General features: G+C 39.0%; 11 protein-coding genes. 4 read left to right on the top strand and 7 right to left on the bottom strand.

Annotated elements, in window-relative coordinates:
* Nucleotides 1-24: 24 nt before the first annotated feature.
* The 4 genes from C3K47_RS00500 to C3K47_RS00515 are packed head-to-tail and all read right to left on the bottom strand — an operon-like array spanning nt 25 to nt 3,781.
* Entirely contained in the window at nt 25-1,221 is a 1,197-nt protein-coding gene (locus tag C3K47_RS00500) for a DUF4350 domain-containing protein (protein WP_103787117.1), read from the bottom strand.
* A complete protein-coding gene (locus C3K47_RS00505) occupies nt 1,218-1,940 on the bottom strand; it encodes a DUF4129 domain-containing protein (RefSeq protein WP_103787118.1) in 723 nt (240 codons plus the stop codon). The genes C3K47_RS00500 and C3K47_RS00505 overlap by 4 nt, the downstream gene beginning before the upstream one ends.
* A complete protein-coding gene (locus C3K47_RS00510) occupies nt 1,924-2,835 on the bottom strand; it encodes a hypothetical protein (RefSeq protein WP_103787119.1) in 912 nt (303 codons plus the stop codon). Before C3K47_RS00510 ends, C3K47_RS00505 begins: the two co-directional genes overlap by 17 nt.
* Complete coding sequence (locus tag C3K47_RS00515) at nt 2,819-3,781, bottom strand: stage II sporulation protein M (RefSeq protein ID WP_103787120.1); 963 nt, start codon at nt 3,779-3,781, stop codon at nt 2,819-2,821. The genes C3K47_RS00510 and C3K47_RS00515 overlap by 17 nt, the downstream gene beginning before the upstream one ends.
* A 109-nt stretch (nt 3,782-3,890) precedes the next feature.
* On the opposite strand from C3K47_RS00515, the gene C3K47_RS00520 reads away from it, so the two are divergent.
* The 4 genes from C3K47_RS00520 (at nt 3,891) to polA (ending at nt 8,608) form a co-directional block, all read left to right on the top strand.
* Nucleotides 3,891-4,604, top strand: a complete 714-nt coding sequence (locus tag C3K47_RS00520; protein ID WP_103787121.1) for an RDD family protein — start codon at nt 3,891-3,893, stop codon at nt 4,602-4,604.
* Nucleotides 4,605-4,677: 73 nt separating this feature from the next.
* Nucleotides 4,678-4,941 (top strand): four helix bundle protein, encoded by a 264-nt coding sequence (locus tag C3K47_RS00525; RefSeq protein ID WP_243392469.1) that lies wholly within the window; start codon nt 4,678-4,680, stop codon nt 4,939-4,941.
* Between the two features lie 100 nt (nt 4,942-5,041).
* Nucleotides 5,042-5,638 (top strand): DNA-3-methyladenine glycosylase I, encoded by a 597-nt coding sequence (locus C3K47_RS00530; protein ID WP_103787122.1) that lies wholly within the window; start codon nt 5,042-5,044, stop codon nt 5,636-5,638.
* Nucleotides 5,639-5,809: 171 nt separating this feature from the next.
* Nucleotides 5,810-8,608, top strand: coding sequence for a DNA polymerase I (gene polA / locus C3K47_RS00535; RefSeq protein WP_243392484.1), 2,799 nt, complete (start codon nt 5,810-5,812; stop codon nt 8,606-8,608).
* Nucleotides 8,609-8,677: 69 nt separating this feature from the next.
* On the opposite strand, the gene dnaG is transcribed toward polA, so the two are convergent.
* From dnaG to C3K47_RS00550, 3 genes are all read right to left on the bottom strand, one after another.
* Nucleotides 8,678-10,615, bottom strand: coding sequence for a DNA primase (dnaG, locus tag C3K47_RS00540; RefSeq protein ID WP_103787124.1), 1,938 nt, complete (start codon nt 10,613-10,615; stop codon nt 8,678-8,680).
* A 57-nt stretch (nt 10,616-10,672) separates the two neighbouring features.
* Nucleotides 10,673-11,641: a TolB family protein gene (locus tag C3K47_RS00545; RefSeq protein ID WP_103787125.1), complete on the bottom strand. Its 969-nt coding sequence runs from the start codon at nt 11,639-11,641 to the stop codon at nt 10,673-10,675.
* Nucleotides 11,642-11,715: 74 nt separating this feature from the next.
* Entirely contained in the window at nt 11,716-12,663 is a 948-nt protein-coding gene (locus C3K47_RS00550) for a hypothetical protein (RefSeq protein ID WP_103787126.1), read from the bottom strand.
* Nucleotides 12,664-13,088: the final 425 nt, after the last annotated feature.

Consider the following 13,088-nt stretch of genomic DNA (forward strand, 5'->3'; position numbering starts at 1 on the left):
TTTATACTTATCTCGTTTGATCTTTTACTTGCGCGACGAAGTTTTAGTGATCGAAACGAATTCATAAAAATCTTCAATTAATATATTAAGCTGCATTAGCTCTGTTTCCGAAAGTTCATAATTATCAGGAAGCACCCTTACCCACCGCGCCATTTCAAAAAGTTGTTGCATTTTATCTTTATCCCAACCGGTTTTTACGGTAAAATGAGTAATAAAATCATTGTCGAGTTCATTTGTACGCTCAAAAAAATGGGTTCGTATGTATTCAAGTAAGAAGTTAACTTTCTTCTTGGCTGCATCGGTATGGTTGGCATTATTAAAATACAAAGCACCGATCACTTTGGTAAAATCCAGCGTATTATTAGCCAATGGCGGTACGATTGGAATGATTCGCTGCCGGCGTTTTGCTTCGAAAATGATGAAAACCAAAGTGCCCAGGATCATAATGTAATAAGCCCATTGCAATGCGGGATAATCAAACAATACCCGGAAAATGTCGTCAGCTCCAGAGCGGCCTTGTTTTAAATATTCGTCCCAAATAACAGGCTTCACCGGCAAATAGGAAAAACTTTTAAAAGCATAATCGCTGGTAGCTTTGTCAAGTACGAAAAAGTTGGCGAAAGCGGTTGAATTGGTATTCAAATAGAAGTTACCCTTACCGTGCCTAACTTTTATAAAATCGGGTTTTCCCGAAAGTTTTCTGCCTAAAACTAACGTACGTTTAGCATCAACCGAATCAAAAAAACTGTTGTCACGGGGCTGTTTAAATTTATACAGCGTTTCCTCGCTACTCCAAACTAATTTTGTGGAATATTCCTTTTCATCCACCTCATATTCTGTTTCCACTCCCAGTGTATCGGCCAGCTTACCACTAATAGAAGAGGCGGCAATAAAAACTGAGTTACCGCGGTAAACGAAATCAAGTAGTTTGGTTACGTCGTTGGTGTCAGCAAAAAAAGTTGGCGCTACAAAAATGTAATTACCTGAACTATCAATCGTTTCACTTAGCTGGTTAAAAACAGGCAGGCGAGATGAAACAATTTTCTGCTTTGGAAAAACCTCTTTTAAAAGTTTAAACGTTGCATATGACCCAAAGGGTATTTTATCCTTGTTTGATAAGGTAATCGTCCAATTAATTGGCTTCGGCCGATAATAATCAACAAAGGCATAAGCAAGGATCATTACAACCAGTATTGCTATGTATTTCCTATTCCCTTTCATTTGCCGTTGATTTGTTTTTGAAATGCGAGAAATGTGCCTCTAATTGAATTAAAATCGTGTTCGCCTAAACTAAACTCCCCATACCAAACGTATTCAAAACTCATAGTCATTTGCTGAAAGTCGGTTTTAAGATGAGAGGAACTAAGCTCATTCATATAACAACTGTTCGTTTTTTCAGGTTTCCAAGCAATCAATCCACTTTCGTCTAATTGTTTCAACGCTTTCAGGTAATACAACCTAACGGCTAACCGGTAATTTTTGCGATCGAGCGCCTCCCCAATCAGTTGATCAAAGTCCATTTTTCGAACATCTTCATTAACCGTTTCATATGGTAAATCAACATTCACCTTTTTGCGTTGGAACAGATCAGTGAATCTAACACCAGCCAACTTCAAAATAACCCAAACGGCAACAAGGATAATAATGGTAATAAACACATATTGCCAAAAGTTATCATACCCTAATCCACCAAATAGTTTATCCAGCCATTTGCCGATCCAGCGTAAAAACTTACCCCACCAATTTGGCGGAGGAGCAACGTCGCGCTGATATTGAAAGTCAGGATCTCCGGCAAATTTCTCAATACTTGCCCTAGCTGGTAAACGAGGGACAAGCCTGGTTGTGTCATTTACATAAGCATTTGCTGTCGCAAAAAGCCTGTTGGATAAAAGCAAAACGTTTAATAAGATAAAAGAACAGATCTTAGAAATCTTCTTCATTATCGGTCATTGGTTGTGATTCTCCAATTTGTTCGATCTCTTCAAGTAAGCCTATTCCTTCCTTGCGTTCTACAAGATTAAAATATTGAAACCCGATGGCCACGGCCGGAAGTGAGAATAACATGGATACACCGATGATTGCAACTGCCGAATAAACGACCACAAGCCCAGAGCTTAGCGAATCAACTATGCCTACATGCAAAGCATTCGCAAGCGTAACAAAGTATACGGGCAGGAAAAACATGTAATTCGTTACTCCTTGAATAATTCCGATCACCGCTAAAATACCAAAGGTCGACCACCATTTTCCAGAGGTTAAATAAAGCATTCGGTTGAACACATGAACAGGAGTCGCCTCTTCCATCAACATAATTATAACACCTAAACTTAAAGGCACTGATATGTAAATAAATCCGCAAAAGAATATGAATGGCCCAATAAAAGGGATCATGGATAAAAAGAACATGGCTAAAAATAAAACAATGCTCAGCCCTATCATTGAAAGGATTATATAAACGATCTTTTTCGCAATAACTCTAATGATCTGTCCGGTTTCAATGGGTTTATATTTATCTGTTAGATACTCTTTCATATACGTGTATACTACCAGGTGTACCAAAAGAAAAGCTAACATCAGCAATAAAAAACCCACAACATACCCAACAAAACCAAGTGAGGTAAAGTTGTCGGTGCGCATGGGTCCAGCTCCATTTATGTTGCTAAATATTTGCGTAACAAAAAAAGACATACAAGCAATTGCCACTAATGCCACCGGGCCTACTATAAATAACAAGCTTTTAAATAAAGGCTTAAAGTTTTGCTGTAAGAAGGTGAAAACGGCATTTATCTTTTGCCCGAAATCTCGTTCTTCTCTTAAATTAATCTTTTGTTGCATGTAATTGGTTTTGGTTAGTTAAACGATGGGGGTAAATCACAAAGTAGTAGATCACGAAACTGAGCGAACCCAAAATAATAAATAAACTTAAAGCTAACGGCATTTCAGCATAGCGGGTAACAAAGCTTTCTAAAAAACCGGCGGTAATAAATACAGGCACCAGGCCAATAACTATTTTCAGACCATTGCGGGCTCCTTGTTTAAATGATTCGAGGCGTGAATAAGTATGCGGAAACAAAATACTGTTACCCATAACCAAACCTGCACAACCAGCAATAACAATGGCTGAAATCTCAAGTGTGCCATGAATCCAGATGGAAAGTGCTGAAGCAATCAGCACCCCTTTGGTATAAAAGAAATATTGAAAGGCTCCCAGCATTACACCATTGGTAAAAAGAAGCCAGGCAGTGCCCAATGAGAAAATGACCCCGGCAATAAAGGTCATAAACGAAACCTTAATATTATTTACGGTAATAGACATAAACATGTCTGTTTGCTCCCCGCTTTTATAAATAGCTGTAGGCTCGCCTTTCTCAATATTCTGAATCGTTTGATTTACATAATGGTCGCCTAGGATTAGTCGCACAAAAGTGTCGTCCATAGCCGAGGATAAGGCCCCTATGGAGACCCCTATAAAAAAGATCAGAAACGAATAGAACAATTGCTTGCGGTGCTGGGCCATTAACATTGGCAATTCGTACTTCCAAAAACTGATAAAGCGATTATTCTTTTCCTTTTTATTCCTGTAAATACTTAAGTGATATTTTGAGGCCAGCTTATTCAGATAGTTTGTTGTAGCCGAATTTGGGTAAAAGGTTCGGGCGTACGATAAATCATCAGTAAGCTCAATAAATTGTTCAGCAATTTCATCAGGACTTCCCTCCAGGTTACTTTCGAAGCTTCTCCATTTCGCTTCATTTCTCTGAACAAAAACTATTTCTCGCATTTTTTTGAACCTAACGTTTTTTTTCGGCGTAAATGTTATACTTGCCAAAAAGTATCAGCCAAATATATTTAATTTCGATACATATTAAAGTTGTAACATCAAAATCTTTATGAGCAGCACTATAACCATCCAAACTGCACAAAATGTACGCCTCAACTATGAACTTGCCAGTGTAGGTGATCGGATTTTGGCCACCTTAATTGATGGCCTGGTATTATTAGCCTATGGTTTAATTTGGGTAGTAGTGTTTACCTCAATTGGTTCTCAGCCCGAAACGGCTGTTTTAATTCTGTTGGCACTGCCTTATATGTTGTACCATTTGCTGATGGAGATCTTTTTCAACGGACAAAGCATTGGTAAGCGTTCAATGAGTATTCAGGTGGTAAAACTTGATGGCTCAACCCCATCGGTGAGTGATTATTTATTACGTTGGATGTTCAGGCTTTTAGAGATAAACTTAGCCTCGGGCGTTATAGCCCTGATCACCATCCTGGTAAATGGGAAAGGCCAGCGCATTGGTGATATTGCTGCCGGCACCACAGTAGTAAAATTGGTTAACCGTGATGAGTTTAACGATATTCCTTTAACCCAAATTAATCCTAACTATAAAGTTAACTTCCCTGAAGTGGTGATGTTAACCGACCACGATATTACGCTAGTACAGCGAATAATTAACCGTAGCCTAAAAGCCAACAATGAAACGATGCTAGGTCCGGTTGCTGATAAGATTAAAGCTATTACCGGCATAGAATCACCCTTATCTGATTATGTATTTCTTCAAATTGTAATCAGTGATTATAATCATTTAGCAAGCATTAGTTAGTCTTAAGTCCCTGGTTTTGAGTAAATGAGCCAGAATAGTTATTTTAGAATATTAACATCTACATTTATTCGAAATGGGGAATTTCAGAAGTCTTTTAGCCTATCAAAAAGGATTTGAGCTTGCACAGGATATTTACGTTATTACTAAATCATTCCCAAAGGAAGAAACATATAGTCTTACTGATCAAATAAGAAGAAGTTCCCGGTCAGTTTGTGCAAATATTGGAGAAGGATATCGTAAACGAAAGTATATAAATCATTTTACTTGTAAACTTTCTGATTCTGATATGGAGAATGCTGAAACCCAAGTGTGGCTTGATTTCGCCCTCGCCAATTGATACATTACAAAAAATCAGTTTGTAGAGTTAGATGCCAAAGCCGATGAAGTTGCTCGTTTATTAAATTTTATGATTTTACATCCTGAAAAATTTATCTAAAATGTCTGAAGACTTAAACCTTAACACTCAAGACTCAAAACCAATTATTCGTTGCCCCTGGTGTGGGAACGATCCATTATATCAAAAATACCACGATGAAGAATGGGGCCGGGAGGTTCGCGACGACAAGACCATGTTTGAGTTTTTGTTATTGGAAAGCGCTCAGGCGGGGTTAAGCTGGATCACTATTTTGCGTAAACGAGAAAACTACCGTAAAGCATTTGCAGGCTTCGATGTAGAAAAAGTGGCGGCCTTTACCGAAAAAGATGTGGAACGCTTGTTACAGGACGAAGGTATTATTCGTAACAAGCTTAAAATTACATCAGCAATTAACAATGCTAAACTGTTCATCGGCCTGCAGAAGGAATTCGGCAGCTTTTGCAATTACATCTGGGGTTTTTTGCCTGAAGGCAAGCCTGTTGTAAACCAATTCAAGAGCACCAAAGAAGTTCCTGCTCGAACAGAACTGTCTGATGCTATAAGCAAAGACATGAAAAAAAGAGGCTTCAAGTTTTTTGGAACCACTATTTGTTATGCGCATATGCAAGCCACAGGCATGGTGAATGACCATATCTTGGACTGTCATGTAAGGAGCTAAACGATTTATATAACTAATACATGCCATTGGGCAATAATTCAATTTAACAATTGAAAATGTGGCTTTATTACAACCTGTAATTATTTAAGCCTAGCCATTAATTTATCCTTTACATTTGCAGTTATCATTAACCCTATCGTTGTGACAAAAAAACTATTTCTGCTCGATGGAATGGCGCTAATCTATCGCGCTCATTTTGCGCTTAGCAAAGCACCTCGCTTTACTTCTTCCGGCCTTAATACTTCGGCCATGCTTGGCTTTACCAATACCTTACTGGAGGTGTTGAAAAAAGAACAACCTACCCATATGGCCGTGGTGTTTGATACCGAGGCTCCCACTGAGAGGCATACAGAGTTTGAACAATACAAGGCACATCGTGAAGCTATGCCTGAAGATCTTTCAGCTGCATTGCCATATGTAAAACGGATTATTGAAGGCTTTAATATTCCGGTTTTAACTGTTGACGGGTATGAGGCAGATGATATTATTGGTACACTTGCCAAAAAAGCAGAAAAAGAAGGGTTCATTACCTATATGATGACTCCTGATAAAGACTTCGCCCAGTTGGTGAGCGACAGGATCTTCATTTATAAACCTGCTCGCTCAGGTAATGAAATGGAGATTATGGGGGTGAAAGAAGTGCTGGCCAAATGGGAGATTGAACGAGTTGACCAGGTTATAGATATTTTGGGTTTATGGGGTGATGCCGTTGATAATATTCCGGGGATACCCGGAATTGGTGAAAAAACAGCAAAGCTGTTAATTCAGAAATATGGCTCAATGGAAAACATTTTCGCCAATTCACATGAGCTGAAAGGAAAACAAAAAGAGAATGTAGAGAATTTTAAAGATCAGGGCTTACTTTCAAAACGACTTGCTACCATCTTACTTAATACCCCAATTGAACTAGATGTAGATGCATTGTGTATTAAAGAACCTTCGAAAGAAATTCTTGAGCCTCTTTTTGCCGAACTCGAATTCAGGACTTTAGGCAGAAGGGTGTTTGGCGAACAGTTCGTAGTAACTGGTGGTCAGGCGCTAAGTAATTCCAATATCCAAACCGATCTCTTTGGTAATCCTATTGGAGGAGTATCGGTAACTATCAAAAGGGAAACTGCGATTGAACCTGATGAAGAGGAACCATCAACCACAGGATTCAAAACGATAGCGAACACTCCGCATAATTATGAAATAACAGATACTCCGGATAAAAGGAAGAAGCTTATTGAAGCTCTTGCGGCCCAAAAATCATTTTGCTTTGATACCGAAACAACCGGAACCGATGCAAATGACGCTGAACTTGTTGGTTTATCGTTCTCATGGAAAAAAGGAGAAGGCTTTTACGTTCCCATTCCGGAAAATCAAGCTGAAGCACAAGCAATTGTAAATGAGTTTAAATCGATTTTAGAGAATCCGGAGACAGAAAAAATAGGTCAGAATATTAAATATGATATTTTGATCATGAAGTGGTACAACGTTGAGATGCAGGGGCCATTATTTGATACCATGCTGGCGCATTACCTGATTGATGCAGATACCCGGCATAACATGGATTTTCTTTCGGAATCATATCTAAATTATTCGCCAATTTCTATTACTGAGTTAATTGGAAAGAAAGGTAAGGATCAAGGCAATATGCGCAGTGTTCCGATTGACAAAGCCGGAGAATACGCTGCCGAAGATGCCGATATTACACTTCAACTGAAAGAAACGTTTGCTCCATTGTTGCCTTCGCTCAATGCCGATAAGCTGGCCCGTGAAGTGGAAAATCCATTAGTGTATGTATTGGCCGATATGGAAAAAGAAGGAATCCGAATTGATCAAAAAGGGTTGGCCGATTACTCTAAAGAGCTTGAAAGTGATATTCAGCGTTTGGAAAAACAGATTTACGAAAAAGCTGGTGTTCGCTTTAACATCGCTTCCCCAAAACAATTAGGCGAAGTACTGTTTGAAAAACTCCAGCTCGATCCCAAGGCTAAGAAAACCAAAACAGGCCAGTATCAAACCGGCGAAGATGTTTTAACAGCACTGGCACCTAAACATGAAATGGTGCAGGATGTATTGGATTTCCGTCAGTTACAAAAGTTAAAATCGACTTATGTTGATGCTTTGCCATTGATGATCAACCGCAAGACCGGTCGTGTACACAGTTCATTTAATCAGGCTGTAGCCGCTACAGGGCGCTTGAGTTCCAACAATCCGAATCTTCAGAATATTCCTATCCGCACAGAGAAAGGACGTGAGGTTCGCCGAGCATTTATCCCTCGAAATGATGATTTCACGTTGCTTTCGGCCGATTATTCGCAGATAGAGCTGCGTATTATTGCCGAGATCAGCAAAGATGCGGGTATGCTGGACGCCTTTAAGCAGGGGCATGATATTCACAAAGCAACAGCCGCTAAAGTTTACGGGATTGGATTCGGTGAAGTTACCTCCGACCAGCGCCGAAATGCCAAAGCTGTAAACTTTGGTATCATTTACGGACAGTCGGCATTTGGTTTATCGCAAAGTTTGGGTATTCCTCGTAAGGAAGCCGCTGATATTATTGAACAATACTTTATTCAATATCCTAATATTAAGAAATACATGGCCGATATGGCCAACTTCGCCCGCGAAAATGGATATGTGGAAACCATTTTAGGTCGCCGTCGTTATTTACGTGACATTAATTCGGCGAATGCCGTGGTGCGTGGATTTGCAGAGCGAAATGCTATCAATGCTCCAATACAAGGCTCCGCCGCCGATATGATCAAAGTGGCGATGATCAACATCAATCGAGAATTAAAATCGATGAAGGTTGACACCCGAATGATCTTACAGGTACATGATGAGTTGGTATTTGATGTTCCTAAAACTGAGGTAGAAAAAGTTAGGCCTGTTATAGAAGAATTGATGAAGAGTGCCATTAAAATGGAAGTTCCTATTTTGGTAGAAAGCGGAACAGGCAGCAATTGGCTCGAAGCTCATTAGCAGTCGGCAGTAAACAGTCGGCAGTCTTCAATTTCATATCCGATACTGGAGACTGCCTACTGTTTTATTTTACTTTAATATCACTGCACCTAATTCAGTCGAAATATCTTTCTTAACCTGCGTTAGCTGTATGTGAAAAGTTTGTAAGGCAATTATCTCATCATCAGTGGTTGCCGTTTTCATCTTCTCTTGATTCTCTTTGATCAATCGCATCACCTTACGCATTTTAATGTGGTAAACTGCGCTTAATACAGCCTGTTTCAACTTCGATTTTTCATCTGGCACAGGTATATCATGCATTTTCTCCCAGTTTTCGCTTAAACTATATGGAGAGGTTAGCAAGGTTGCCGTTAAATCGCGAATGTCATTATTAGGGTGGTGAATGAAAAAACGATCGTTAACCGTTTCTCCTTCATTCAATTTAAACCGCACTTCTTCAAAGAAAGTACCTAACAAACGGTTCCCAAACTCAATATCATCAAGTGCATGGATCAAGAACTGAGCTACTGAAAGTTCCTCCTCCCAAACTTCACTGCTGTAATTGACCAATAAACGGATGATTTCTTCTTCCTGCGGATCTTCATTATCAACCGGCACCTCTGCTTGGGGTTCCGCGTAGTCTAAAGCCCTTGGGTCGAAGTTTGGATCATCGTAGTCGGGTGTAAAATCAGGCTTTGACTCCCTCTCTTTATCTTTACTTTTTGCATTTTTTAGTTTGAGCTTATTCAACTCCGACAATAAAATGCGTTCCTCCATTTGCAACAGCCTGCTGGTTTCGGAAATAAAAACCGAAGCCTTAATGCTGTCAGGTATTTTAGCAATGCTTTCAACAATATCACGAATTACTTCCGCCTTTTTTAATGGGTCGTTTTTAGTATCTTGAAGTAATATGGATGTTTTGAAAAGGATAAAGTCCTTTTGATTTTCTTTAACATACTCTTTAAACGCCGTACCTCCAACGGTTCTAACGTATGAATCAGGGTCGTGTCCATCTGGGAAAAGAACGATTTTTACATTCAGTCCTTCTTCCAGGATCATATCAATACCACGTAAGGAAGCTTTTATACCTGCTGCGTCTCCATCGTATAAAATAGTAACGTTTTGAGTAAAGCGATTGATCAGCCGAATTTGCTCAACGGTTAACGAGGTTCCGGAAGAGGCCACCACATTCTCAATACCTGATTGATGAAGGGAAATAACATCGGTATAGCCTTCAGCCAGAAAACAATTATCCTCGTCGCGGATCTTGTTCTTAGCAAAATAAACTCCGTAAAGGGTCTGACTTTTATGGTAAATGATCGACTCTGGTGAGTTTACATATTTGGCAGTTTTTTCACCGGTCTTCAACACACGGCCACCAAAACCAATTACCCTTCCGGTTAAGCTATGAATAGGAAAAATTACCCGGCCTTTGTAACGGTCAAATGTTTTGCCATCATCTTTTTTTATAGTAAGCCCGGTAGTTACCAGGTATTCTTCTTTATAGCCCGATTTTAGCGCTGCTTGCGTAAAGTCATCCCAGCGATCGGCACAATAACCCAACTGGAATTTTTTCAAGGTTTCTTCTCTGAAACCGCGCTCCTTAAAATAGCTCTGCCCAATGTTTACACCTTCTTCACGTTCAAACAGCGTTTCAGCGAAATAATTACGGGCAAACTCATTTACAATGAATAAGCTTTCGCGTTCATCATTTTCAGGGCTATCATCCTTCTTCCGAATTTCGTCAACTTCAATCTGGTATTTGTTGGCCAGCCATTTTAGGGCTTCCGGATAGCTGAATTTCTCCAGCTCCATTAAAAAAGTAACCGCACTGCCACCTTTTCCCGTACTAAAATCTTTGAAGATTTGCTTTACCGGTGAAACCGTAAATGATGGGGTTTTCTCATTGGCAAATGGACTTAAGCCAACATAGTTTACCCCACGTTTTTTAAGATGCACAAATTCGCCGATAACTTCAACGATATCAACGGCATCCATTATTCTATCTATGGTCTCTTTGGTAATCACGCTTGAATATAACTTGCCAGCAAAGTTGCTAAGATTTAAATGATTTATTACTACGGATCAATGAATAATATCGGGCTCACTATCGTTCCCATTTCCACTGGTAAGAGGTTTAAGCTGACTTCCATCTGCATGGATGGTAAACAATTGGGCTCCACTCTTTAAATAGCCTATACGTTGAAACAATAAATAGTTGGAATTGATCCAACGGGGAAAAATATTTATTCCCTCATCAAACAATACCTTACGCACATCTCCGCCTCCGGCGCTTATAGTACGTATTCCCCATTTACTTGCTGTAATATTGCCCGGCTTGGTTGCTGTTTCAAAAACCAGTTCACGGCCATCCGGTGACCATGAGGGGTCGTGGTCCCTGAATTCATCATAAGTAAGCCGATTTTCCTCCTGCCCATCAATACTCATCACAAATACTTCGAGATAGGCTAAACTAGTGCCGTTATAATCCTCGGGTAAAGCAACATATGCAATTTGCTTTCCGTCAGGCGAAAAGGCCGGATCAGAAAAATAACCTTGTCGTTTTGTAAGCTGCTTTGGATTTTTACCGTTTTCATCAGTTAAGAATAACTGGCTGCTTCCATTTTTTACCGTAGTTGCTGCCATTATAATTTGTTTCCCATCCGGCGACCAGCTGGCTCCGAATTGGTCGATCCAGCCATTTTGCCCCTGCGTGATCAACTCCTTTTGTTCGGTGCCATCCATATTCATTACCCAAAGAGAAGCTTTAGCGGTTGTATTGCTTTTGCTTCCTTTTGAGGAGCGATAAAATAAAATTCTCTTGCCTCCAGGCGACACCTTACCCCGCCAACTCTCCATTTTTTTCTCATTGGTCAATTGGAGCATTTGCCCATTTTGGCTTTTCCAAATCTCCAATTTGCCACTGCGAGCTGAGGTAAAAATAAAACTTAATGAATCTAAAGGTTGGGCAAATGAACGGTTAACGGGCAGCACTGTCCCGATAGGTTCATTCAAAAAAAATAAGGCTAGAAAAGCAACTGAGAATAGTTTCATATACTTTATCCCCAAACGGAATTCAAAATACTGAATTGTTGCCTTTTAGCAAAATAGCTTTGCCGGGAGTATAATTATTTAGAGTAACCGTAGTGCTTAACGTTAAAGGCTGCAATTTCTTTCTTCTTAAAAGGAACGTCCCAATTACCATTATAGTTAATGCGAACCGGCAGAAGATCATCGCCAAAGTAGTTCATCTCAATATTCATTTTTACATCAAAACTAAAGGCCATGTTATCATAACTCATATCGATAAAACGTCCCAAGATCTGAAAATTTCGCTTGTCAAAAATAGTGGTCAATTCATTTATCATCACCTTGCTGGTGTTTCGGTATTCGGGTTTAGCAACGCATTTGAAACGATATACCGGAATGTTTCCCATATAAGTACCGCTGAAAAATTGATAATCATAATACTGACGCATATCGGGCTCAAAGATTGCAGCCTTCTCACTTATAAATGGTACCCCCTTAATTGGCTTTCCAGGACTAAAAATGAGTACTTTCAGTTTGTCTTTATAGCCTTCTTCACCTTTTTCCCCTTTTGACGGCTTATTGCCTGTAAACTCAGAATTGTTCATGTTCTCAAAAATGTAACTGAACATTTGAACAGTATAAAGTTCATACCTGCCATTACTTTTAAATACCTCACCACTATCTATTTTGCTAAGCACTTTCTGTGTGTATTTACCGTTTAAATGTTCGTGATATATTTTTTTGAAGATGTGCGCGTTTCGTCTATATTTTTTATTGAACGTAAGAACATCGTTTTCTGCATAGAAATTATAGTCCTTCGTTTTTTTGAAACCCTGGTAAAAGACAGTATCTGTTAAAATTTGATCAATGAAATCTTGAACAAATAAGCCATGCTTACCGGTAACTAAAATTGCCGAATCAAGCTGGAAATTAAGTATGGTATCCTGAGGTAATTCCCTTCCTGGTTTTGCCTTTTTTTTCTCCTGGGCAAACATTGGACTGCTAAACAAAAAGAAGAGTATAAAAACAATGGAAAAACGCTTCATTGAAAATTTTAAAAATAGTTGCCAAATACGCCCCGAAGTTAAGTTTAATTTATGATTAACACTATAACTATACTTATGGTTAGTAATCAAAGCTCATTATTTGCCTGGTAGTACGCAGTTTTCCTCTACTACTCATATTTAATAGGTAATTAGTTGAAAATCTGTAATTTGATTTTACGAGGCAATTCTCTTTTTAGTTCGTTATTTACTATAAAGAATCAAAATACCCTAAAAAGTCATATGCTTAAACTTAAAGTTAAGTGTTTTTTTGTGTTTTAAAGATTGGAAATTATGATCATAAATCATTGGATAAATCAGCATACGTAATGCAAAAAATGAGGTTGTTTGCTTGTCTAAATTATAGTATCTTAATAGTTGACTGAGAATAAAGGTTTGCTAATTATCAGTATGGATAATTATTAAAT

The organism is Solitalea longa (assembly GCF_002920915.1).
Classification (GTDB): domain Bacteria; phylum Bacteroidota; class Bacteroidia; order Sphingobacteriales; family Sphingobacteriaceae; genus Solitalea; species Solitalea longa.